We start from the raw sequence: 23,000 nt of genomic DNA, 5'->3' as shown, positions 1-23,000 counted from the left end.
GTAGGGCCCGTACGGTGGACGGGCCGCCTCAGGCGTCGCCGACCCACTCCAGAGGGTCGAGGAGAATCCAGAAGCCGTCCTGACCGGCTTCCGCCAGGACCGTCCGCCGGCCGGTGTCCGTCTCGTGAGAGCGGAATTCCAGGGGGATCGGCGTGTCCTCGGACTCGATCCACAGGCGTGCCCGGCCCAGCATGCGCCAGCGGAACTCCAGGGCCTCCGCGCCGAAGGCCACCGAACGGGTGTGGAGCACGCCCGTGCCGTCCGGGGCGAACACCACCTCCTCGCCGACCAGCACGGCCGCCGTACCGCAGGCCGTACGCCAGCGACCGATCGGCCCTCGCTCCAGGACGTCGTCCACGTCAGGGGCTCCCTTTTCCACGCCTCGCATGATCCCAGAGGTCGTCACGGTCGAGACGCTAGGGGATCAGCGGTCGGCACGGGGCTGTTCCTCGCCCTCGAACACCTCGATCAGCTTTTCATGGAACCTCTCGTGTTCCCTGTTCTCCCTCGACCAGGACGGGCTGGTCACCACTGACGTTTTGGCGTCCGCGAGGGAGAGGGAGAGCACTTTGGAGACGAGGTATATGGACTCCACCATCGAGCGGCCGTCTCTCTTGAGGGCGGCGATCAGAGCGGCCGGTCCTCTTTCTCCGGCGCCTTGTTCGATCAGGCTCACCGACAGAGACTCCAGTTCGTCCCGGTCCATCTAGGAGCCGGACACCGGGGAGCAGCTGTAGGTCATGAGGTAGATCTCCATGGAGATCGAGCCGGGAGGGGCGGCGAGGTCGTGGAAGTTGCGGGTCACGGCGGCGCCGAAGATGCGCGGGTAGGTCTCGCGGATGGCCGTGTTGACCCGGGTGGCCAGCCGGACGCCGTTGTCCGCGCCGCCGTCGGCGCCGAAGGTCAGCACCATGCCGGCGTGCCGTCCGGCCAGCTGGTCGCGGTGCCGCAGCAACTCCTGCCTGACCTGTACGGCGAGCGCCTCGTCACGCATGCCCGGGGAGAGCTGGAAGGAGATCGTGATCGGCTTCGCCTGGACGTCCCCGAGGCGGCTGACACAGGGGGACGGAGTGGGTTTGCGGGGGGAGCGAGGCTTGGCGGTGGGCACAGTGGTGGGCACGGTGGCGTCCGGTGAGGACCGGTCGGGCGTGGGGGTGGGGGTCGGCAGGGCCCGGACGGTGTCCCGCAGCGGACGGGTGGTGCCCGTGGCCGTGGGACTCGCCCCCTCGGATGGCCGAGGGGCCGTGGAGGACGGAGCCCCCGTGGAGGGCTGCGATTCCGTGGTGGCCCGAGGCTTCTCGTCGTCCTGAGAACCGGTGCCGGTGTCCTGGGGTCCGGCGGTCTCGGGCTTCCCCGCGCTCTGGGAGGCGGCCGAAGCCCGAGTGTCCGCCGACGCCTGAGCCCCTGCTGTGGGGCGGGTCTCCGCGGCGGCCTGGGACGGAGCGGCGGGGGACTGGGCGCCCAGCATGATGATCGTGACGCCGAGCAGCAGGTCGGCGAAGAGCCAGCCCGCCAGCAGAGTCGAGGTCGAGGTCCTGCGGCGGGGGGTCACCGGACCCGCCGGACGTCCTGGTCGCCCTCGGCACCGCTCACCCGGGAGCCGTCGGTACCGCCGACACGAGAGCCGTCGCGGTAGTCGTCGTCCGAACGAGCGTCCGGACGAGCGCCCGCGCGGGCGGCCAGGCGTTCGACGCGGGACAGACGGGTCTCGGTGGTGGCCGACCAGCCTTCGAGGGCCTCCCTGATCTCGGCGCCGGTGCCGCCGAAGGTGCGGCGGAACTCCTCGGTCGTGCCGAGGAGGGTGTCGTTGACCCGCTCCCCGAGGAGGTCGACGGCCTTCTCCGTCGAGGAGCCGACCGCGTCGATCGACAGGGCGGCGCGGTCGACCGCGTAGCCGATGCTCTTGGTGGCGTCGACCAGCTTGTCGATCCGGCTGTCCAGGCCCGAGACGGTTCCCTGCACCGAACGCATGGAGCGGACGAGCTCGTCGTTGAACGAGCGCCGCATGTCGAGGGTGGTCTGCGAGATGGTCGTCGAGAGCTGGTTGCCCGCCTTGGCCACGGCCTGGCCGGTCTTGGTGCCCGCGCTGTCGATCATGGCCGAAGCCCGCGCGACGACCGTGGTGAGGTCGTCGCAGGTGCTGTTGACGGCCGCCAGCTGCCTGCCGAGGAGTTCGACGCCGTCGCGCACGTCGAGCGCGCTCGCGGTCAGCGCGTCGGTGGTCTTCCTGGTGGCCTCCAGGGTCAGGGTGAGCGCCTCGACCAGTTCGGTGTGCACCTTGCGCGCCATCGTGCCGACGGAGCCGATGTCGGCCGCCGTCTTGCTCAGTTCGGTGCCGAAGCGAGCGGGGGAGGACAGCCGTACGGCGCCGAGCAGGAGGCTCGCCCGGGTCAGTGCGGCGCGCAGCCGTACGCGCAGGGCGGCCAGGTCGCGTTCCGCGTTCTCTTCCTTCCTGTTCTTCGTGACGTTCTCCAGGACCGTCCAGAGGATGAGGCAGAAGATCGCCGCGAGGGTGCACAGCGCGATGTTGTCGAACTTGAAGAACTCGGGCAGCCTGCCGTCGAAGCCCTGCTGCCACATCTCAAGGAAGGGGCGGCGGGCCGCCTCCGGGCCTCCCTCGTCGAGGACGTCGCCGTAGGCGCCCGTGGCCATCATCAGCCCGAGCCAGGTGATGAAGATCGGCACGAAGACCAGGGCGGGGCCGACCGCGGCGCCCAGCCCGAACCGCCGTCCGCGCTCCTGCCCGGCGTCGGTGAGGATGGTGTCTTCGGGGGAGAAGGCGGCGAACAGGTCGATCTCACACCAGCGTTCCGCCTCGCCGGGGTCGACGACCGCCTCGGCGAGGTCGTACAGCTGGTCCTGGCGGGCCGCCAGGTGGGGGTGATCGGCAAGCTCGCGAAGCTCGGCGGCAAGCTCCTGGTCCGTCACGGACACTCGACGTCCCCTCCTCGATGACGCTGGGCGCCGCCCGCCGGTCCGATGAACCCGGTGCACGCCGCCGAAAAGCGTGATCATTTCGGCATACGGCGGATCTGTCAAAGGAAGAAAGGCGTGATCGTTACGGTGACACGGAGAATCGCCGTAATGACGGGTTGTGTCCTTCGTGCCGGATGTTCAGACGTCGTCCGGTCGCGCGCGGGGCGCCCTGAGACGCCGTACGGCGGAGGCCACGGCGGCCAGCAGCGCGAGGAACAGCAGCCCGCCCCGTACGGCACGGGCGTCCGGGCGACGCCGGGGAAGCCGGGGGAACCGGGAAGGCCGTCTGGGAGGCTCGGGGCGGCGGGCGGCCGGGGCGGGGACCGTACGGTAGACCTCGTCGAGGATGCGGTTGAAACGTCGTTCCCTGCGGGTGCCCGCGCTCACCAGGCGGCGTCTCCTGGCGTCGGTCCAGAACCGCCACCCCATGGGGCCGGCCAGCACGACCGCCGCGACCGACCGCAGGTGCGCCTCGGTGATGGCGCGCAGTTCCCACATCATCAGCCAGTGGTTGACGATCATGTTGACGTACATGTGGGCGCGCTGCTCGTCCGCGTCCTGGGAGGTGAAGAACGTCCCCCAGCAGGCCCGGTAGAGCGGGTCGTCCATGGCCATCCGCATGAGGTCGGTGTGCAGGGCGCGCAGCGTCTGCTCGCGGCCCGCCTTGGCCTCGCGGGCCTGCAGGATCAGCGAGGCCGTCACCCCCATGAGGGCGAAGACGGCCAGGACGGCCGAGGCCGCCCCGTAGGTCTGGCCGATGTCGCTCAGCCTGCTCCAGTCGGCGCCCTGGTCGTTGAGCAGGGTGAGGAAGAAGGGAGATATCACCACGAAACCGGGTACCGCCAGAACCAGAAGGAAGAGCAGTGCGATGAGAAGGAAGCGGCGCCCGCCTCCGGCGAGTCGGTTGAACAGGGGGCCGCCGCGCACTACCCGAGCTTTCTGCCCGTGGTCGGTAACAGGGGAGGGAGCGCCTGACGCTCCCGGTCGAGGAAGGGCAGCAGGTCCTCGCCGCGCGCGTAGAGGTCCTCAAGTTCGCGCGTGCAGGCCTCGATCAGACCGGGGTCGGCGATCTTACGGGCGCCGCTGAGCGTACCGCCCTCGTCGTAGACGACCTCGTACATGACCGAGGATCCCAGGATGACCAGCTCGGGCAGGTCGCGGCTCTCGCCCAGCTCCCCGGCGTCCAGGACGCGGATGAGCTCTCCCGCCTGTGCCCTCAGCCGGATGAAGTACAGCTCCCAGCGCAGATAGGGCGTGTACGGCCGCCGCACGACACGCAGGCGGCGCATCGGGAACCCGGGGGCGTCGAGGACGGGACCCTGGATCTCGTCACGGGTCTCGTCGATGATGCGCAGCGCCTCGTCCCAGTCTCCCCGGTCCAGGGCCTGCCAGCTGGGGTTGCGTGGCTCCCGGAACGACTGGCGGTATTCGAGCTTCCAGAAAACCCCTTCGATCTCCTGAAAATATGGCCAGAAATCCGAAATATAATCTTCTGCGCTCAGGGTCTCCGCTTTATATGTGCTTATATCATCAATCATCTGGTATATCCCGTTTTGCGGAGATGAGCTGGTTCCGGGGAATCACCACGAGGCGCTCGTCACGCGAGAGGCTCACCCCTTCGGGGAGCCGGTTCAGGTAGGCCTCGGTGAGGTCGCGGCCGATCACGGCGATGTCCCCGTTGGAGAGTTCCCAGATGTCCGGGCAGTCCGGGCTCGCGGTCGTGTTGCCGAGTTCCAGTGGTGAACTGCCGAGGCGCCTGCGTAGCTCGGCGCGCGGATCGGCCTCCCAAGGACGAGACATGATGCCCTCGATTCGTCGATCTCCCCAACGTCCCCCGAGTTTCACATGATCCATTCGGACTCGCAATGGACCTCGCCGATGGCTTTTCCTGACGGCCCGGCAGAAATCCCGCCGGATGGGTAAGATGGATGGCTTTTTTCGGGTGACCCTCTCAGTCGAGGGGATACCGCTCCGCCCAGGAGTCGTTCATCGGGGGCTCCCCGGCCGTCCAGGCCGCGAAGTCGTCGGCGATTTCGGTGATGGTCTCGCGGCCTTCGAGGTCGGTGAGCCAGTCGGCGGGCAGGGCCCGCTGCCCGTGCAGGGCGCCCAGGAGGTTTCCGCAGACGGCGCCGGTCGAGTCGCTGTCGCCGGAGTGGTTGACCGCGAGCAGCAGCGCCTGCCGCAGTTCGCCCGGCCAGGGGTGGGCCAGCGCGCAGTAGACCGCGATGGCCAGCGCCTCCTCGGCGACCCAGGCCCCGCCGAGCGACTCGACCCGTTCCGGGCTCGGGTCACCCTGGGCGGCGAGGCGGACGGCGGCGCGCAGGGCCAGGCTCGTCTCCTCGTGGGAGGGGTAGTCCGTCAGCAGTTCGGCGGCCCCCCGTACGGCCTGGGCCAGCGGCTCACCGGCCAGCACGAGATGGATCATGGCGGCGAAGGCGCCCGCCGCGAGATAGCCGGTCGGATGGCCGTGGGTGATCTGCGCGCACCGGGCCGCGAGTTCGAAGGCGTGCCGGGCGTCCGGCGCGCCGTACCCGAAGGGGGCCGAGCGCATGACCGTGCCGCAGCCCTTCGAGCCGGGGTTGACCGGCCCCGGCTCGCCGAAGGGCGCCGGGGCCGCGGGGCCGTACGCGAGGCCGGACAGGCACGCGTTACCCGGGGCCCGCCGCGCGTAGAGCCAGCCCTGCTCCCGCAGCCGGCCCGTTCCGTGCGGCCGGTCCCGCTGGGGCGCCGGGTACCGCTGGGTGTCCAGCCAGCGCAGGTAGGCGTGCCGTACGGCGGGGACGTCTCCGCCGCGGATCAGGCCCTCGACGGTGAACAGCGTCATCTGCGTGTCGTCGGTGACCAGGCCGATCCTGCCGCGGTGGTCGGGGACCAGGCCGGTCACCCCCGCGAAGCCGTACCGGCCCCGGATGTCGGTGATCGAGTCGAACTCGACGGGCGCGCCGAGCGCGTCACCCAGGGCACCGCCGAGCAGGCTGCCCCGCACGCGGCTGCGGTGGTCGGCGAGGTCGTCGGTGGAACGTCGCACGGTCATGATCCTCCTGCTCCCATGGGCCCGTAACTCTACGGGCTCTCCGCTGACCTCGGCCGATGCCTCCGGCCCGGCGGGAGCTTGGCTTCCCATGATGTGGCCTCCGCGCCTTGATGATCGAGATCCTGGCATCAGGAGGCTGGAAGTCATGACATTTCCGATCCCATGATGTGGGATACGGGTTGACGTAGATTAAACCTACCTGAAATATAGGAAATGTGTCGCGAGTACCCCTGACCCTCCGGCGGGTCGTCGATCTCATGCGCCTGGACAGCAGCCTCTGTCCGTGACGCGCTCCGTCCTCCACGTTGAGCCTGTCGACCTCTCCTCCTCCCGTCTCCGTGCGCCCACGCCCGTATGTCCGAGGGCCGCCGTTCCCGTGCGCCGGACACGTGTGTCTCCCCATATCCCGACCTTTCTCGTCTTCTCGACCTTCCAAAGGGGCCAGTCATCATGCGGACATCTCCTCCACGGACGCGCGCCGCGCTCGTGCTCGCGGCGCTGTCACTCACCGCCCTCACCGCCGCCTGCGGGGGAACCGGCTCGGGAGGTACGGCGGTCGCGGCCGCCGGGAACCCGGCGGGCAAGGACGGCGGAGCAGTACTCAGGATCAAGGACCCGGGCAACGCGGGACCGCTGGCGGTGGCCAAGAAGGAGGGAATCCTGGAGAGGCGGCTGGCCGAGGTCGGGGCGAAGGTGGAGTGGGGCGGCTCCTACGCCTCCTTCACGGCCACCGTGGACGCCGTCCGCTCCGGCTCGATCAACGTGCTCGAAGGGGCGATCTCCCCGGTCCTCGGCTACCTCGTCAGCAGCAAGGACATCAAGATCTTCGCCTTCACCGACCCGGAGACCGACGCCGCCGCGCCGCAGACCGACGGCCTCGTCGTCAGGCCGGACAGCCCCATCAGGACCGTCAAGGACCTGGTCGGCAAGCAGGTCGCCGTCAACAAGGGCGGACGCGGGGAGTACCTCCTGCTGCTCGCCCTCCAGGAGGCCGGGATCCCCGCCGACCAGGTCAAACGGGTCTACCTCAACCCCGACCAGGGCGCCTCCGCCTTCGCCACCGGCAAGGTCGACGCCTGGTGGGCGATCGTGCGGGCCTACCCCGAGGCGGTCGCCAAGGGGGCGCGGGTCGTCGTGCACGGCCGTGACCTGCCGGACAAGGACCTGAACATGCAGGCCGCCAGGACCGAACTGCTCACCGAGCACCCCGAGGTCGTCCGGGTCTACCTCAAGGTCCTGCAGGAGCTCACCGAGGAGGCCAGGCGCGACCCGGGTAAATTCCAGAACGTCTTCCTCACCCAGGGACCGACCGCCCTGTCCGGCGCCCGTCTTGAGGAGGAGAACGCCAAGTCCCGGTACGCCAACGTGCCGTGCTTCGCCACCCCCGCCGACGCCTCCTACGTGGCCGACGTGGCCTCGGTCTTCCAGAGGTACGGCGTGCTGCCGGGCGCGATCGACCCCAAAGCCGTGATCTTCGACCTCAAGCCCGCGTCATGACGCTGGAGAAGATCCCCACGGCCACACGGCTGTCCCCGCTCGAACCGCCCCGCTACCTGGGCTCCCGCAGACGCGCCCCCGGGCTGTCCGTCCCGCTGCGCCTGCTGGTCCCGCTGGTACTGCTGGCCGCCTGGTGGTACGGCACGGCCGGTGGCCTCATCTCCCCGGAGATCCTCGCCGGACCGGGAGCCGTCGTCGGGGCGCTCGGCGAGCTGGCCGCCACCGGGCAGCTCGGCGACTACCTGCTCGCCTCCGCACGGCGGGCCGGGCTCGGCGTGCTGGCCGGTGGGGGCGTCGGCCTCCTGCTCGGCGTGGTCGCCGGACTGTCCGTCCTGGGGGAGGAACTGGTCGATCCGACCATGCAGATGAAGCGGGCCGTGCCGTTCCTGGCCCTGGTCCCGCTGTTCATCTCCTGGTTCGGCGTCGAGGAGACGTTCAAGGTGGTCCTGATCGCGGTCGCCGCGGCCGGCCCCATGTACGCCTACACCTATCTCGGCGTCCGCGGCGTGGACCGGAAGGTCGTCGAGGCCGCCAGGGGCTTCGGGCTCACCGGGGCGGGACTCGCCTTCGGCGTGATCATCCCGACCGCCCTGCCCAGCGTCCTGATGGCCCTGCGCGTGTGCCTCTCGGTCTCGCTCACCGGCTTGATCGCGGCCGAGCAGATCGGCGCGACCGAGGGGATCGGCTACCTCGTCACGCTCGCCCAGCAGTACTACCGCACCGATTACATGGTCCTGTGCGTCGTGATCTACGCCGTGCTGGGCCTGCTGATCGACCTGGTCATCCGGGCCGTCGAACGGGTCGCCATGCCCTGGCGCGGGCAGGTGACGGCCCGATGAGCGCCACCGCCGTGGACATCAGGGGGCTGCGCAAGGCCTTCGGCGCCAAGACCGTCCTGGACGGGATCGACCTGGAGATCGGGCGGGGGGAGTTCTTCGTCCTGCTCGGGCCGAGCGGCACGGGAAAGACCACGCTGCTGCGCATCCTGGCCGGTCTCGAACTCCCCGACTCGGGAACCGTCCTGGCGCCGCGGCGCCGTACGACCGTCTACCAGGAGCCGCGCCTGGTCCAGGCCCGCAGGGTGCTCGCCAACGTCGTCCTCGGGCTGCCCAGGTCGGCGCGCGAGGCCGGGCTCGCCGCGCTTGAGGAGGTCGGCCTCGCCGGGTACGGCGGGGCGTGGCCCGCGACCCTGTCCGGCGGGGAGGCGCAGCGGGTCGCCCTGGCCAGGGCCCTGGTCCGCGACCCGGAGCTGCTGCTGCTCGACGAGCCGTTCGCCGCGCTCGACGCGCTGACCCGCCTGCAGATGCAGGAACTGGTCGCCGAGCTGTGCGAACGGCACCGGCCCGCCGTCGTGCTCGTCACCCACGACGTCGACGAGGCCGTACGGCTGGCGGACCGGGTCGTGGTGCTGCGGGACGGCGCCTTCGCGGTCGAGCAGCCGATCGACCTGCCCCATCCGCGTGACCGCAACGACCCGGCGTTCATCGCCCACCGGCGGCTGTTCCTGTCCCATCTCGGCGTCGCCGCCGCCGCGCACTGACCACCCGAAGAACAGTACGGAGGACTCGCATGTCCGCGATCGACAAGATCTGGTTCACCCGTTGCCCGGTTCCCACCGCGAGCGGGCTGGCCTACAACCTGGGCTGGCTCGACGAGGAGTTCGGCGAGGTCGGCGTCCTGCAGGACGCGGGCCCCGAGCTGTCGGAACACCACTTCGACCACCGGCTCCTCGGGCTGTTCCGGGAGGGCGGGAACGTTCCCGCGCTGGCCGCCCGCTCAGAGGGGGCCCCGACCCGCCTGATCGGGCTGACCTGGATCGAGGAGTGGCAGTCGATCCTGGTCCGCCCCGACTCGGGGATCACCGGCGCGGCCGGGCTGCGCGGTGCCCGCGTCGCGCTGCCGAGGTGGGCCGAGACGCGCGCCAGGAGCTTCCTCAGGGCGATGGCGCTGCACGGGTTCAAGGGGGCGCTGTCCCAGGCCGGGCTCGGCTTCGACGACGTGACGTTCGTCGAGGTCGGCCAGCCGAGGTCCGACGTCGGGCGGGGCGCCGCGGAACGGGCCTGGTCCTGGCCGGGCATCGAGGAACTGGCCGCGGGCGAGGTCGACGCGATCTACGTCAAGGGCGCCCGCTCCGCCGACCAGGCCAGGGAGATCGGCGCCGTCGTCGCCGTCGACCTGGACGCCGCGGAGGACCGCCGTACCCGCGTCAACAACGGCACCCCCAGGCCCATCACCGTGCACGAGGACCTGCTCGCCGAGCACCCGGACCTGGTCGTCGCCTTCCTGGCCCAGACGCTGCGGGCCGCGGACTGGGCGGCGGACAACCTGGAGACCGTACGCGGCATCCTGGCCGCGGAGACCCGCTCGGAGGCGGACGGCGTCGCCACCGCCTACCGGGGCGACTTCCACCGTGGCCTCCACCCGGACCTGTCGCCGGAGCGGCTCACGCTGCTGGGGCGGCAGAAGGACTTCCTGCTGCTGCACGGCTTCCTCGCCGCCGACGTCGACCTCGACGCCTGGACGGCCCACGAGCCACTGGCCGCGGCGCGGGAACTGCTCGCCGGGCGGCGCTCCGACGGCCTTTGGACGGACGCGCCCGGCGAGGTGACGGCCCGGTTCGGCGGCGCGTTCATCGGGGAACGGCTGGCGGTCCGATGACCACGTTCCTGATCACGCTGCCGACCCGCGACAACGGCGGGCGCGGGGCCAGGGCCGACCTGCCGGGCTTCGTCACCGACCCCAGGGCGCCCTTCGGCCCGTTCGACCACCTGCTGCAGGCGGGCAGGGCCGCGGAGCTGGCGGCCTTCGACGGCGCGCTGCTGCCCTTCGACCCCCGAGGCGAGGAGTCGCTGGTCGCCGCGGGGAGCCTGCTCAGGCAGAGCCGCTGGCTGCGGGTCGCCGCCGGGTTCCACCCCGGCGTCGCGACCCCCGTCTACGCCGCCAAGGTCTCGGCCTCGCTGCAGCGCTTCTCCGGCGACCGGCTCGACTGGCGGGTCGTCGTCGACCTCGACCCCGAGGTCGCCAGGGCGCAGGGCGACTTCCTCGAAGGGGCGGACCGCTACGCGCGGGCCGAGGAGTTCCTCACCGTCGCCAAGGGGGTCTGGACGCAGGAGGGCTACGGCTACGAGGGACGCTTCTACCAGGTGCTCGCCGGAGGCTTCCTGTCGCCGCTCGCCGGCAGGGCCTTCCCCAGGGTCCACCTGTCGGGGACCTCTCCGCAGGCCCTCGAACTGTCCGCGCGCCACGCCGACGTGCACGTCTTCGACCCCGGGGACGACTTCGAGGCCTCCGGCCTCCAGGGCGTCACCTACGGCCTGCGCCTCCCGGTGCTGGCCCGCGACGACGACGCCGAGGCCTGGCGGGCGGCACGCCGCCTGTGGCTGCGCGGCGGCGGCACCGAGGACACCCTGCCCGAACCCGACCCGGAGACCCGGCTGTGGAACGGCTTCCCCGGCCCCGGCCTCGTCGGCTCCTACGAGAGCGTGGCGGCCGGGATCAGGGACTACGCGGACCGGGGGATCGGCGCCTTCGTCCTTGAGGCGACGCCGTACGTCGAGGAGACCTATCGGCTCGGGGAGCGGCTGCTGCCGCTGCTGGTCAAGGAGAACAGCCATGTCCGTTGACATCTACTGGCGGATCGGCACGCACGGCGACCAGCCCTCGCTGCGCAGGAGGGTCGCCAGCCGGGGGGAGTGGGCCCCGGTCGTGCCGGGCAGCCTGGCCCCGGGAGTGCGGGACGGGCGGCGTGACGGCTACAGCTACGTCGAGCACATGGGGGACGTCGCCAGGGCCTCCGAGGTCTCCGGCTTCGTCGGCGGGCTGCTGCCCTCCTTCCCCAACACCGACGACCCGTGGGCGACGGCGGCGACGCTGGCCAGGGAGACGACGACCTACCGATTCATGATCGCCTTCCAGCCGGGCTTCCTCCACCCGGTGCAGGCCGCGCGCATGTCGGCGAGCCTCCAGCGCGCGACGGGCGGGCGGGTCGTCTACAACGTCATCTCCGGTGGCGGCGGCCCCGACCAGCTCTGGTGGGGTGACAAGGTCGCCCACGACGACCGCTACGCGCGGACCTCGGAGTTCCTCGACGTGCTCAGGGGCGTCTGGGACGGCGGGCCGTACGACTTCGAGGGACGTTTCTACCGGGTCAGGGGCGCCGGGCTGCCCGAGGAGCTGACCGGGCAGCCGTTCCCCGAGATCTACTTCTCCGGGTCGTCGAAGGCGGCCATCGACGCCGCCGGGCGGCACGCGGACCACTACCTGTCGTGGCTGGAGCCCTTCCACGCGTTGCGCGAGAAGTTCGACCAGGTCAGGGCCAACAGCGACCGCACACCCAAGTTCGCCGTCCGCATCGACGTGCTCGCCCGCGAGACCGAGGAGGAGGCCTGGGAGGAGATCCGCAGAGGCTGGGACAACATCGACCCGTCGGTGCTCCGCGGCGCGACCGGCGACTCCATCGGCTGGCAGCGCAGCCAGTCGTTCGTCACCGGCGCGGTCAACGGCCACCGCGACCTTGAGGTCACCCCCAACGTGTGGGGCGGCTTCCACCTGCTGCGGGGCGGGCCCGCCTTCGGGCTCGTCGGCAGCTACGAGCAGGTCGCGGAACGGCTCGACGAACTGATCAATCTTGGCGTCGGCGCGTTCATCCTCGCCGGCGTGCCCCATCTGGAGGAGGCCTACCGCGTCGGCGAGAACGTTCTGCCGCTGCTGCGTGGCCGTGACCTCCGCGTCGCATCACCCCTACTGGAAGGAACACCCTCATGAGCGTCCGCGTCGGCTACTTCCCGCACAACAACTCGCTGTGGGTCCTGCGTCACCGGGGCATTCTGGAGCGCGCGATCCCCGACGTCGAGTGGGTCGACCTGCGCGACCTCCCGGCCGGTGACAGGACGGACCCGACCAAGGGCCTGCCCTCGGTCCACGGCGACCACCTCTTCGACGGCGGCTACGACTTCATCGGCACCGGTTCGACGCCGCCGGTCACCGCCCAGGGCAAGGGCCACGACGTGGTCTACGTGGCCGTCTCCGGCTCCCGCCACGAGAACGGCAGGCTGGTGGTGAAGGAGGACTCCCCGATCACCTCCCTTGCGGACCTGAAGGGTAGGAGGGTCGCGCTCGGGCACGGCTCCTGGCAGACGACGTTGCTGCTGTTCGCCCTCGACAAGGCCGGGCTGACCTGGAAGGACATCGTCCCCGTCGACGCCGGGGTGGACGCGGGCGAGTTGTTCCTCAACGGGGAGGTCGACGCCTGGGTCGGCTCCTACCCCTCGCTCAGCAAGGTCGAGGCGCAGGCGCCGGTCCGTGAGCTGGTCGCCACCGACGGGCTGTTCAGCCACCGTTCGCTCTGGTTCACCCGGCGTGACTTCGCCGAGAAGCACCCCGAGCAGCTCGCCGCGATCGTCGCGGCCCTGCAGGAGTCCGACGCCTGGATCACCGAGAACCATCGTGAGGCGGCCGGGCTGTTCGCCGCCGACGACGGCGGTGACCTCGACCACTGGGAGAACGCCCTGCGCAAGCGTCCCTTCGGGCTGCACCCGGTGACCGAGGAGTTCGTCGCCGAGCAGCAGCGCGCCGCCGACCTCTTCCACGCCAACGGCCTCATCGACCGGAAGATCACCGTCGCGGACGCCGTCGACCCGGAGATCGCCAAGCTGCTCCGGTGACAGCCGGGGGAAGGCCCCTCCGAGAGGCGAACTCGGAGGGGCCTTTCCCTGAATGGTTCTGTCAGGATTTTTCCGTCTTCCCGAGTGTCGTCGCTTTGAGCACCCGAACAGGGGTATGGCGTACCGCCACCGGGTCTCCGCGGCCCGACCGGCGCCTGGTCCTCACCCGAGGAACCGCCACCGCAGCTCAAGGAGAGAACGATGGAGAAGTCCAACCCGGTCAAGGGTGTCATTGACAAGATCACTGACAAACTGTCAGACCATTCAGCGGAGATTCCCGGCCGCCCGGGAAGCGAGCCGCCGTCGGTCGACGAGCCGACCGAGCCCAGGGGGCCGCTCAGGCCCAAGCCCGACCAGCGCGGCCCCGACCCGTACAGCCCCACCGGACAGGAAGAGGACGTGACGCCCGAGGAGCGGGCACAGGGCGGTGACCGCCTCACCACGGCCCAGGGGCTGCGCCTGGCCGACACCGACCACTCGCTCAAGGCCGGTCCCCGAGGGCCGGTGCTGCTGCAGGACCACCACCTGCGCGAGAAGGTCATGCACTTCGACCACGAGCGCATCCCCGAGCGCGTCGTGCACGCCCGCGGCGCCGCCGCGCACGGCGTCTTCCGGTCGTACGGCACCGCGGCCTCGGTGACCAGGGCCGCCTTCCTCGCCAAGGGCGTCGAGACGCCGGTCTTCGTGCGGTTCTCCACGGTCCTCGGATCGAGGGGCTCGGCCGACACGGTGCGCGACACCCGGGGCTTCGCCACGAAGTTCTACACCGACGAGGGCGTCTTCGACCTGGTCGGCAACAACATCCCGGTGTTCTTCATCCAGGACGCGATCAAGTTCCCCGACGTCATCCACGCGGCCAAGCCGCATCCGGACCGGGAGATCCCCCAGGCGCAGAGCGCGCACGACACGTTCTGGGACTTCGTCTCCCTGCACACCGAGGCCACCCACCACACGCTGTGGAACATGTCCGACCGTGGCATCCCCCGCTCCTACCGGACCATGGAGGGTTTCGGCGTCCACACCTTCCGGCTGGTCGACGCGGAGGGGGCGACGACGCTGGTGAAGTTCCACTGGAAGCCCAAGGCCGGAGTGCACTCCCTGGTGTGGGAGGAGGCGCAGCTGATCGGCGGCGCCGACCCGGACTTCCACCGGCGTGACCTCGCCGACGCGATCGAGGCCGGTGCCCACCCGCAGTGGGAGCTGGGCATCCAGGTCCTCCCCGACACCCCGGAGCAGACGTTCGAGGGCATCGACCTGCTGGACCCGACGAAGATCGTCCCTGAGGAACTGGCGCCGGTCCAGCCGATCGGCCTGCTCACCCTCAACGCCAACCCGGTGAACTACTTCGCCGAGACCGAACAGGTCGCCTTCCACGTCGGTCACCTGGTGCCCGGCATCGACGTCACCGACGACCCGCTGCTCGCCGGGCGGCTGTTCTCCTACCTGGACACGCAGATCACCCGCCTGGGCGGTCCCAACTTCGGGCAGATCCCGATCAACCGCACGCACGCCCCCGTCAACGACATGCTGCGCGACGGCTTCCACCAGGACGCCGTGCACGCGGGCGTGGCGCCGTACAAGCCGAACTCGCTGGACGGCGGCTGCCCCTTCTTCGCGGGGGCGCACGAGGGGGGATACGTGGAGACGCCCGTTCGGGTGGCCGCGGCACGGAAGGTGCGTGAGGCTCCGGCGTCGTTCGCCGACCACTTCAGCCAGCCTCGCCTGTTCTGGCTGAGCCTGAGCCCGGTCGAACGCGAGCACGTCATCGCCGCCTACACCTTCGAACTCGGCAAGGTCTACGAGCAGGCGATCAAGGAGCGCAACCTGCGTGTTCTCGCCGAGATCGACCCCTACCTGTGCGAGCAGGTGGCGCAGGGCCTCGGCCTGCCCGTTCCGAAACCGGTCAACTCCCTGCCGGCCGTCGATCCGAGCCCGGCCCTGTCCCAGGTGGGCAGGACCTGGCCGACCACCGGCCGGATCATCGGCATCGTCGCCGACGGCCACGGCGACCTGGCGACGGTCGAGGCCGTCCGCAGGGCGGTCCTGGACGGCGGCATGGTACCGCTGGTCATCGCCCCGGCCGGTGGCGTGCTCGGCGCGGACGGCGACGGCCCCGTAACGGTGCAGCGCACGTTCGTCACCGCCAGGTCCGTCGAGTTCGACGCCCTGCTGCTGGCCGGAACCCCGGCGCGGGGCAAGGACGCGGACGGCGCCAGGGACGCCAAGGCCGGGAACGGCACCGCGGGGGCGCCCACCGACCCGCGGGTGCTGCTCATGCTCGGTGAGGCGTTCCGGCACGCCAAGCCGATCGGCGGCTGGGCGGACGCCGTACAGGCGCTCACCGCCGCCGGGATCGATCCGGCGGCGCCCGGCGTGGTCGTCGGGGACGGCGGCGAGGCGGTGCTGGCGGAGGTCGTCCGCCTGCTGGGCGGGCACCGGGTCTGGGAACGCTTCCCTGTCCCGGTCGAACCCGTCTGATCCGCCACGCCACGAGGCCGGACCTTGGGGACCCCGAGGTCCGGTCTGTCGTTTTCCCAGGTCAAAGAGGGGGCAGCCCCTAGGCGAGGGAACGGGGGTTTCATGGCGCAGATGTTCGACCCGTCCGCGTACGGCCGTGCCGTCGCCGACGTCTACGACGGCGTCTACGGGACGACCATTCCCGACACCGAGTCCGCGGTGAACCGGCTGGCGGAACTCGCCGACGGGGGGCCGGTCCTGGAGTTCGGCGTCGGCACGGGACGGCTGGCGCTGCCGCTCGCGGCGCGGGGACTGGTCGTCGCGGGCGTGGACGGCTCGGCGGAGATGGTGCGGCGGTTACGTGCCAAGCCCGGCGGCGACCGTGTCCCGGTGACGCTGGGAGACTTCGCCACGACCCGGGTCGAGGGCGAGTTCGGCCTGGTCGTCCTGGCGATCAACACGATCTTCGCGTTGCCCTCGCAGGAGGCGCAGGTCGCCTGCTTCCGCAACGCGGCCGCCCACCTGCGCCCGGGGGGCCGGTTCGTGGTCGAGGCGTGGGTCCCCGATCCCGGGGCGTTCAGGGACGGCACGGCGTTGCGTCTGCTGTCGCTGAGCGAGGAGAGGGTGCTGGTCGAGGCGGCGCGGCTGTCGGCCGCCGACCAGATGATGTACACGACGAAGGTCAACCTGACCTCCGACGGACTGAGGTTGCTGCCCGCCAACCACCGCTACGCCTGGCCCGCAGAGCTCGACCTGATGGGGCTGCTCGCCGGCCTGGAACGTGAGCACCGCTGGGCCGGCTGGGACGGCTCTCCCTACACCGACGACAGCCGCTCGCACGTCTCGGTCTATCGCTCGTCCCCAGGGAGGCCGTGATGCGGCTGCCCGCGCCGCGAGGCCCCGTCACCACGGTGCTCTTCGAACGGCTCACCCGCCCGCCCCACCCGTTCGATCCGCCGTCCCTCGGCGTGGAGGACGACGAGGACCTGCAGCTCGCGCTCTTCACCTGTTACGAGCTGCACTACCAGGGGTTCGAGGAGGTCGACGACGCCTGGGAGTGGGAGCCGTCGCTGCTGGCGGTCAGGCGGACGCTGGAACGGCGCTTCGAGAAATGGCTCGCGCGGGCCGTACCGCCCCCCACGGCCGGGGAGCCGGAGCGGGTCTGCCGTGCCCTGACCGATCTGGTCGCCGAGGCGGAGGGGCCGCCGCTCGCGGCGTTCCTGGAGAGGAAGGCCGGTCCGGACCAGTTCAGGGAGTTCGTCGTCCACCGCTCGATCTACCACCTGAAGGAGGCCGACCCGCACACCTGGGCGTTGCCCCGGCTGTGCGGCCGCGCCAAGGCGGCCCTGGCGGAGATCCAGGCCGACGAGTACGGCGGAGGCCGCCGGGAGCGGATGCACTCGGAGCTGTTCCGGGCCACGATGCGCGGGCTGGACCTGGACGACTCCTACGGCGCCTACCTCGACCGGGTGCCGGCGATCACGCTGGCGACCGTCAACCTCATGTCGCTGTTCGGCCTGCACCGCGCGCGCCGGGGAGCCCTGCTCGGGCACCTGGCGGTCTTCGAGATGACCTCCTCGCTGCCCAACCTCAGGTACGGCCGGGGCCTGCGGAGACTGGGCGGCGACGCGACGGCCTGCCGCTTCTACGACGAGCACGTGCTGGCCGACGCCGTACACGAGCAGATCGCCGCGCACGACATGTGCGGCGGGCTGGCCGCCACCGAACCCGCCCTGACCGGCGACATACTGTACGGCGCCGCCTGCGCCCTGACCCTCGACCGCCTCTTCGCCGAGCACGTCCTGGACCGCTGGACCCGGGGGACCACGTCGCTGCGCGAGGCGAGCCTGGCGGTGGGGAGCCCGTGACGGACCTGGACTACGTGCTGCCGCTGCGCTGGGAGGACGACTCGGGCCTGACGGAGCTGACCGGCTACCTGCGGTGGCTGGGGAGCCGGGTCCGCGTCATCGTCGTCGACGGCTCCCCGCCCGCGCTCTTCGACCGACACGCCGCCCGCTGGAACGGCCTCGTCCTGCACGTGCGGCCCGACGCCGACCTCCGCTTCGCCAACGGCAAGGTCAACGGGGTGATCACCGGGATGCGCCTGGCCCGCGCCGAGCACGTGGTCATCGCCGACGACGACGTCCGTTACGGCGCGGCGGAACTGGCCAGGATGGACACCCTGCTGGAGACGGCCGACCTGGTCAGGCCGCAGAACCACTTCGACCCGCTGCCCTGGCACGCCCGCTGGGACACCGCCCGCATGCTGCTCAACCGTGGCTTCGGCGCCGACTACCCGGGCACCTTCGGGGTGCGCCGGTCGGCCTTCCTGAAGATGGGCGGCTACGACGGGGACGTGCTGTTCGAGAACCTGGAGCTCATCCGCACGGTCCGCGCCAACGGCGGGCGCGAACACCGCGCGCACGACCTCTACGTCCGCCGTCTGCCGCCCTCCGCCGGGAGGTTCTGGTCCCAGCGCCTACGGCAGGCCTACGACGACCTGGCGCAGCCGCCCCGGATGCTGTTCTTCCTGGCCGTGCTGCCGGTGTCGGCCGTCGCCCTGCTGCGACGCAGGTACGGGGCGGTGCTGACAGGAGCCGCCGTCTGCGTGGGGGTGGCGGAGATCGGCCGCCGCCGGGCGGGTGGCCGGCGGGTCTTCCCCTTCACCGCCTCGTTGTTCGCCCCGGTGTGGGTGCTGGAACGGGCCGTCTGCAGCTGGCCCGCTCTGGTGGCCCGGTTCCTCTGCGGCGGGATCCCCTACGCGGGGCACCGGATGCTGACCGCCGCGCATCCGGTTCGCGGGCTCGGGGAACGCGCTCAGAGGTCGGGTTCGCTCGTGGCCCGGAACCCGGTGGACTTGTGCGAGCCGTCGCAGAACGGCTTGGCCGAGGAACGCCCGCAGCGGCACAGCGCCACCGTCGCCCGGCCGGGGTCGATGACCTCTCCATCCTGAGTCGTCAGCGTGAACGTCCCCCGGAGCAGCAGCGGCCCGTCCTCACATGGAGTGATTATGGCGGGATAGTCCGTTTTGTGACTCATGGTGGGTTTGTGCCCGGCGAGGCGGGCGGAAAACGCCGCCCTCCGGCGGTGGAAGCGGGTGAGAGGGGGGAAGGGGTGTGGCGTGAAGGTGGTCGTCCTCGCTGACACGCACGCGCCCCGGCGCTGGAAGTCCTGCCCGCCACGGGTGGCGGAGCACTTGCGCGGCGCGGACCTGATCCTGCACGCGGGAGACGTCTGCGTCCCCGGGGTCCTGGACGAGCTGGCCGCCTACGCCCCGGTCCACGTGGTCAAGGGCAACAACGACGGGCCGGACGTACGGGCGCCGGAGACGCTCGAACTCGACCTCGGCGGACTGCGGGTCGCGGTGATCCACGACAGCGGCGCGGCCAAGGGGCGGATCGCCCGGATGCGCCGCCGGTTTCCCACCGCCGACCTCGTCGTCTTCGGTCACTCCCACATCCCGTTCGACGAGAGCGAGGGCGGCTTCCGCGTCTTCAACCCCGGCTCGCCCACCGACCGGCGGCGCCAGCCCCACGGCACCGTGGGCCTCCTGCGGATCGAGGATGGCCGTCTCGTCGAGGCCGAGATCGCCCCCGTCACCTGAGAGCCACGGTCCCCGGGGGGCGCGGCACCCGGCCTGCGGGGTCGCGGGCCGTGACCGCGGAGTCAGTCCGGGTGGTGTTGATGTTGCAGGTAGGCGGCCGTCTCCGGGTTGGCGGGGAAGTAGGCCTCGATGGCCAGCTCGGCGACCGTGATGTCGAGCGGCGTGCCGAAGGTGGCCATCGTGCTGAAGAAGGCGAGTTCGCGGTAGCCCCTGCGGATCCTGAGCGGGATCACGATGTGACCGGGGCCCGGCCGGTCGATCTCGGGCACCGGCTGGTCACAGGGGTAGTCGTCCAGCTCCCGCCAGAGGGCGCCGAGCTCCGGGTCGGCGGTGAGGCTGATCTGACGGCGTAACCGGTGCAGCAGGTGGGCCCGCCACTCGCCCAGGTTGATGATCCGCTGGGACATCCCCTTGGGATGCAGGCTCAGCCGCAGTACGTTGACCGGCGGGACGAGCAGCTCCGGGGCCACGCCGCGCAGCAGCAGCCCGGTCGCGGAGTTGCGGTCGACCACGTTCCAGCGCTGGTCGACGACCACCGCGGGGTACGGCTCGTGCCCGCTCAGCACCTGGCCGAGGGCCTCGCGCACCGAGGCCATCTCCGGAGAGCTGAGCGGTGTCTCCGAGTAGACCGGCGCGAACCCCCCGGACAGCAGCAGGTGGTTGCGCTCGCGCAGCGGCAGGTCGAGCTCCTCGGCCAGGCGCAGGATCATCTCCCGGCTCGGTTTCGAGCGGCCGGTCTCCACGAAGCTCAGGTGCCTGGTGGAGATCTCGGCCTGGAGGGCGAGGTCCATCTGGCTCATCCGCCGTCGTTCCCGCCACTGGCGCAACAGTTCACCGACTGGGCGGGACACGCTGGTGGTGGTCACAATTAACACGATATCGGGGGCATGTTGGCAAAACCATTACCCACTGCCCCGGGGGAGAAGCGTGTCAGCGGCGGCGGACCTTGGTGACCAGACGGTTGAGGATGCGCTCCCACTCGGTGCCGAAGGGGTTCTCCTGGACGAGGTAGGTCCAGGTGGCGGTCGGCCGTTTGATGCCCGCCTCCTCGTGGTCGAGACCGTCGGCGGTGATCGTGGCCGCCTCGAACGTCTCGATCGAACGCGACTCGACCTCGGCGAGCATCCGCTCGTAGGCGGGCTTGGCCTCCTTGTTGAACTCGTCGATCGGGCTGAGGCGGCCGAGCGCGCGCAGGTGGATGCCCTCGCGCAGCTCGGCGAGGTAGGCCAGGTGGTCGGCCCACGAACGGTCGAGGTGGAAGAGGACGATCTGCCTGGCGGCCTCCTTCAGCACCTCCTCCCCGACCGTCTCCTCAAGGGAGGACCATCGCTCGGCGGCGGCGGAGGCCAGCGCCTGGGCCGCGGAGTCGCCGTGCAGGACCTTGCCGCGGAGTTCGAGCACCTGGCCCCGGTGCTGTTCGAGCAGCCGGGTGTAGCGCCAGGTGTTGCGGTGGATCTCCATGTCCACCCCCTCGGCGACCCGCTGGGCGTGGCCGACGAGACTGTGGTCGGGCACGCCCCTGGCGTACTCGTCGGCCACGTAGTGGGTGATCAGTTCGTCCTCGCCGCTGACGAAGAAGACCGAGCCGCCGGGGTCGCCCTGCCGCCCGGCCCGGCCGCGGAGCTGGTCGTCCAGGCGGCTGCTGGTCTGCCGCCCGGAACCGATGACGTACAGCCCGCCGAGCTCCTCGACGCCCTCACCGAGGCGGATGTCGGTGCCGCGCCCGGCCATCTGGGTGGAGACCGTGATGGAGCCGCGCTCACCGGCCTTCGCGATGATCGAGGCCTCCTCGGCGTCGTTCTTCGCGTTGAGGACCACGCACTCCAGGCCACGGCCGCTCAAGGTCAGCGAGAGGCGCTCGGACTCGGCGACGTCCAGGGTGCCGATCAGGATCGGCCGCCCGGTCGCGTGCACCTCGACGATCTCCTCGACCAGGGCGCGGTCCTTGTCCATCCGGTACTCGAAGAGCCGGTCGGGGGAGTCGGTCCGCACGCAGGGCCGGTTGGGGGGAACCACGGCGACCTTGAGGTCGTAGAACTCACGGAGCTGGTCGCCGACCGCGACCGCGGTCCCGGTCATGCCGCACCGCTGCGGGTAGCGGGTGATCAGGCCCTGCACGGTGATCGAGTCGAGGATCTCGCCGGTCGCCGAGGGCGGCAGCGCCTCCTTGGCCTCGACCGCCGCCTGCAGGCCGTCCGGCCAGCGCTGCAGCAGCGCGACCCGGCCCCGGGACGGGTTGATCAGGTGCACCTTGCCGTCGCGGATGATGTAGTCGACGTCCTTGGCCAGCAGGGCGTGCGCGTGCAGGGCGAGGTTGACCTCGGTCAGCGTGGCCGGGGTGTCGTAGAGGTCGATCCCGAGCGCCTGCTCGACGGTGTCGATGCCCTTGCTCGTCAGGTGCACGTTGCGCGCCTGGTCGTCGAGCTCGTAGTGGTAACCCCTGACGAGCTGGCGGACCAGCGCCGCCATCTCCGGGACCGCGTTGCCCGGGTCGGTGGCCCCGGCGAGAACCAGCGGCACCCTGGCCTCGTCGACCAGCACCGAGTCGGCCTCGTCGACCAGCGCGACCTCGGGGTCGGGCATGATCAGGTCGGCCGAGTCGACGCGGGTGCGGTCGCGCAGCACGTCGAAGCCGATCTCACTGACCGGGCCGTAGGTCACGTCCTTGGCGTAGGCGTCCCTGCGCTCCTCGTGCGTCGAGGTCTGGCCGATCCAGCCGACCGAGACGCCCAGCGTCTCGTACAGCGGGCCCATCCACTCGGCGTCGCGCTGGGCCAGGTAGTCGTTGACCGAGATCACGTGGACGCGCTTGCCCTGCAGGGCGTATCCGGCGGCGGCCATCGCCCCCGACAGGGTCTTGCCCTCGCCGGTGGCCATCTCGGCGACGTTGCCGGAGAGCATGGCGAGCATGCCGACCAGCTGCACGTCGTACGGCCGCAGCCCCAGGGTCCGCCGTGCGGCCTCCCGGACGATGGCGCAGAACTCGGTCAGGTCGTCGAGCGAGGGCTCGGGCAGCTCGTCGAGTTCGCGAACCCGATCCTCCCTTTTTCCCGCCGCGGCGACGATCCGCTCGAAGGGGGCCAGATCGATCGACCCGGGACGTTCGAGGAGCCGTCTGATGCGCTGAGTTATCGAGGCCACGTCTCCTCCAACGCCCGTCCCCGGGTTCACGTTCCAACGAGGTTCACAACGAGCCTCACCGTACCGACCGAACGGATCATCGTGTAGCCCGAGGGCGGAACGGCGCGTTCGGGAAAGGATTTCGCAATCCTGACATGAGCTGACAGGTATGGGCGTGACGATGGGCTGCATGACAACGATCGCTCAGCTCATCGCCGTGAACATCGACTGCGCGGAGCCCAGGAAGCTCGCGGAGTTCTACGCGGCGGTCTTCGGTTGCGAGGTCCAGTACGCCGAGGACGACTACGCCGCCGTCGGCGACGGCACGATGACCATCTACTTCCAGCGCAACCCCGACCGCACGCCCGCCGTCTGGCCGGGTCCGGACAAGCAGTTCCATCTGGACGTACGGGTCCCCGACGTGGAACAGGCCGTCAAGGACTACCTGGAGCTCGGGGCGACCAGGCCGGACTTCCAGCCGGGAGGGCACTGGGTCGTCCTGGCCGACCCGGAGGGCCACCTGTTCTGCGTCTGCCCGCCTCAGCAGTAGGTGTCCGGTGGGCGGTCCGCTCCGGAGCCTTCGCGGGGGAGGGGCCGGGGCGGGCGCCGTACCGGAGGGGCGGGGACAAGGCGGTGCAGGAACGAAAAA

General features: G+C 70.9%; 23 protein-coding genes and 1 pseudogene. 13 read left to right on the top strand and 11 right to left on the bottom strand.

Annotation, left to right across the window (positions count from 1 at the left end; genetic code table 11):
• Positions 1 to 28 precede the first annotated feature (28 nt).
• From ACFOYY_RS01545 to ACFOYY_RS01510, 8 genes are all read right to left on the bottom strand, one after another.
• Positions 29 to 358, bottom strand: coding sequence for a hypothetical protein (locus ACFOYY_RS01545; RefSeq protein WP_386187072.1), 330 nt, complete (start codon positions 356 to 358; stop codon positions 29 to 31).
• A 66-nt stretch (positions 359 to 424) separates the two neighbouring features.
• The gene (locus ACFOYY_RS01540; protein ID WP_386187069.1) at positions 425 to 676 is read right to left on the bottom strand and encodes a hypothetical protein; all 252 of its coding nucleotides are present in this window, start codon (positions 674 to 676) and stop codon (positions 425 to 427) included.
• A gap of 30 nt (positions 677 to 706) precedes the next feature.
• Positions 707 to 1,552 (bottom strand): hypothetical protein, encoded by an 846-nt coding sequence (locus ACFOYY_RS01535; protein ID WP_386187066.1) that lies wholly within the window; start codon positions 1,550 to 1,552, stop codon positions 707 to 709.
• A complete protein-coding gene (locus ACFOYY_RS01530; RefSeq protein WP_386187063.1) occupies positions 1,549 to 2,934 on the bottom strand; it encodes a hypothetical protein in 1,386 nt (461 codons plus the stop codon). Before ACFOYY_RS01530 ends, ACFOYY_RS01535 begins: the two co-directional genes overlap by 4 nt.
• 180 nt (positions 2,935 to 3,114) lie before the next feature.
• Complete coding sequence (locus ACFOYY_RS01525; RefSeq protein ID WP_386187060.1) at positions 3,115 to 3,903, bottom strand: DUF6082 family protein; 789 nt, start codon at positions 3,901 to 3,903, stop codon at positions 3,115 to 3,117.
• Positions 3,903 to 4,514, bottom strand: a complete 612-nt coding sequence (locus tag ACFOYY_RS01520; protein ID WP_386187057.1) for a DUF6879 family protein — start codon at positions 4,512 to 4,514, stop codon at positions 3,903 to 3,905. Before ACFOYY_RS01520 ends, ACFOYY_RS01525 begins: the two co-directional genes overlap by 1 nt.
• A complete protein-coding gene (locus ACFOYY_RS01515) occupies positions 4,507 to 4,776 on the bottom strand; it encodes a hypothetical protein (RefSeq protein WP_352010444.1) in 270 nt (89 codons plus the stop codon). The genes ACFOYY_RS01520 and ACFOYY_RS01515 overlap by 8 nt, the downstream gene beginning before the upstream one ends.
• Before the next feature lie 151 nt (positions 4,777 to 4,927).
• Positions 4,928 to 6,010 (bottom strand): ADP-ribosylglycohydrolase family protein, encoded by a 1,083-nt coding sequence (locus ACFOYY_RS01510; RefSeq protein WP_386187053.1) that lies wholly within the window; start codon positions 6,008 to 6,010, stop codon positions 4,928 to 4,930.
• A 450-nt stretch (positions 6,011 to 6,460) separates the two neighbouring features.
• Here ACFOYY_RS01510 and ACFOYY_RS01505 point away from each other — a divergent pair, with 450 nt between their 5' ends.
• The 11 genes from ACFOYY_RS01505 (at position 6,461) to ACFOYY_RS01455 (ending at position 18,580) form a co-directional block, all read left to right on the top strand.
• Entirely contained in the window at positions 6,461 to 7,507 is a 1,047-nt protein-coding gene (locus ACFOYY_RS01505) for an ABC transporter substrate-binding protein (RefSeq protein WP_386187050.1), read from the top strand.
• On the top strand, positions 7,504 to 8,346 hold the full coding sequence (locus ACFOYY_RS01500) for an ABC transporter permease (RefSeq protein ID WP_352010447.1): 843 nt from the start codon (positions 7,504 to 7,506) through the stop codon (positions 8,344 to 8,346). Before ACFOYY_RS01505 ends, ACFOYY_RS01500 begins: the two co-directional genes overlap by 4 nt.
• Positions 8,343 to 9,047: an ABC transporter ATP-binding protein gene (locus ACFOYY_RS01495; RefSeq protein WP_386187047.1), complete on the top strand. Its 705-nt coding sequence runs from the start codon at positions 8,343 to 8,345 to the stop codon at positions 9,045 to 9,047. Before ACFOYY_RS01500 ends, ACFOYY_RS01495 begins: the two co-directional genes overlap by 4 nt.
• 29 nt (positions 9,048 to 9,076) lie before the next feature.
• Positions 9,077 to 10,165, top strand: coding sequence for an ABC transporter substrate-binding protein (locus ACFOYY_RS01490; RefSeq protein ID WP_386187044.1), 1,089 nt, complete (start codon positions 9,077 to 9,079; stop codon positions 10,163 to 10,165).
• Positions 10,162 to 11,130, top strand: coding sequence for an LLM class flavin-dependent oxidoreductase (locus tag ACFOYY_RS01485; RefSeq protein WP_352010450.1), 969 nt, complete (start codon positions 10,162 to 10,164; stop codon positions 11,128 to 11,130). The genes ACFOYY_RS01490 and ACFOYY_RS01485 overlap by 4 nt, the downstream gene beginning before the upstream one ends.
• Complete coding sequence (locus ACFOYY_RS01480) at positions 11,120 to 12,271, top strand: LLM class flavin-dependent oxidoreductase (RefSeq protein WP_386187041.1); 1,152 nt, start codon at positions 11,120 to 11,122, stop codon at positions 12,269 to 12,271. Before ACFOYY_RS01485 ends, ACFOYY_RS01480 begins: the two co-directional genes overlap by 11 nt.
• Positions 12,268 to 13,170: an aliphatic sulfonate ABC transporter substrate-binding protein gene (locus ACFOYY_RS01475; protein WP_352010452.1), complete on the top strand. Its 903-nt coding sequence runs from the start codon at positions 12,268 to 12,270 to the stop codon at positions 13,168 to 13,170. Before ACFOYY_RS01480 ends, ACFOYY_RS01475 begins: the two co-directional genes overlap by 4 nt.
• Before the next feature lie 201 nt (positions 13,171 to 13,371).
• Entirely contained in the window at positions 13,372 to 15,648 is a 2,277-nt protein-coding gene (locus ACFOYY_RS01470) for a catalase (protein ID WP_386187038.1), read from the top strand.
• A gap of 102 nt (positions 15,649 to 15,750) precedes the next feature.
• Positions 15,751 to 16,503 carry a class I SAM-dependent DNA methyltransferase gene (locus ACFOYY_RS01465; protein ID WP_386187035.1) on the top strand — a complete coding sequence of 251 codons (753 nt, stop codon included), beginning with the start codon at positions 15,751 to 15,753 and terminating at the stop codon, positions 16,501 to 16,503.
• Positions 16,503 to 17,495: an iron-containing redox enzyme family protein gene (locus ACFOYY_RS01460; RefSeq protein WP_352010455.1), complete on the top strand. Its 993-nt coding sequence runs from the start codon at positions 16,503 to 16,505 to the stop codon at positions 17,493 to 17,495. The genes ACFOYY_RS01465 and ACFOYY_RS01460 overlap by 1 nt, the downstream gene beginning before the upstream one ends.
• Positions 17,492 to 18,580: a glycosyltransferase gene (locus ACFOYY_RS01455; RefSeq protein WP_386187031.1), complete on the top strand. Its 1,089-nt coding sequence runs from the start codon at positions 17,492 to 17,494 to the stop codon at positions 18,578 to 18,580. Before ACFOYY_RS01460 ends, ACFOYY_RS01455 begins: the two co-directional genes overlap by 4 nt.
• On the opposite strand, the pseudogene ACFOYY_RS01450 reads toward ACFOYY_RS01455, so the two are convergent.
• Positions 18,544 to 18,666 (bottom strand): annotated as a pseudogene (locus ACFOYY_RS01450) (hypothetical protein); the annotation flags it as partial. The gene ACFOYY_RS01455 and the pseudogene ACFOYY_RS01450 overlap by 37 nt on opposite strands.
• An 82-nt stretch (positions 18,667 to 18,748) precedes the next feature.
• Between ACFOYY_RS01450 and ACFOYY_RS01445 the strand changes: the two are divergent.
• Positions 18,749 to 19,231 carry a metallophosphoesterase family protein gene (locus ACFOYY_RS01445; protein WP_386187028.1) on the top strand — a complete coding sequence of 161 codons (483 nt, stop codon included), beginning with the start codon at positions 18,749 to 18,751 and terminating at the stop codon, positions 19,229 to 19,231.
• Between the two features lie 62 nt (positions 19,232 to 19,293).
• Here ACFOYY_RS01445 and ACFOYY_RS01440 read toward each other — a convergent pair whose 3' ends face one another.
• On the bottom strand, positions 19,294 to 20,097 hold the full coding sequence (locus tag ACFOYY_RS01440) for a helix-turn-helix domain-containing protein (protein ID WP_352010458.1): 804 nt from the start codon (positions 20,095 to 20,097) through the stop codon (positions 19,294 to 19,296).
• A 64-nt stretch (positions 20,098 to 20,161) separates the two neighbouring features.
• A complete protein-coding gene (secA2, locus tag ACFOYY_RS01435; RefSeq protein ID WP_386187024.1) occupies positions 20,162 to 22,372 on the bottom strand; it encodes an accessory Sec system translocase SecA2 in 2,211 nt (736 codons plus the stop codon).
• Between the two features lie 169 nt (positions 22,373 to 22,541).
• Between secA2 and ACFOYY_RS01430 the strand changes: the two genes are divergently transcribed.
• The gene (locus tag ACFOYY_RS01430) at positions 22,542 to 22,901 is read left to right on the top strand and encodes a VOC family protein (protein WP_352010459.1); all 360 of its coding nucleotides are present in this window, start codon (positions 22,542 to 22,544) and stop codon (positions 22,899 to 22,901) included.
• The last annotated feature ends 99 nt before the right edge of the window (positions 22,902 to 23,000 follow it).

Origin of the sequence: Streptosporangium jomthongense (assembly GCF_042650425.1) — a bacterium.
Lineage (GTDB): Bacteria > Actinomycetota > Actinomycetes > Streptosporangiales > Streptosporangiaceae > Streptosporangium.
The sequence above is the reverse complement of the archived record's forward strand: the minus strand, read 5'-3'. Positions and strand labels throughout refer to the sequence as shown.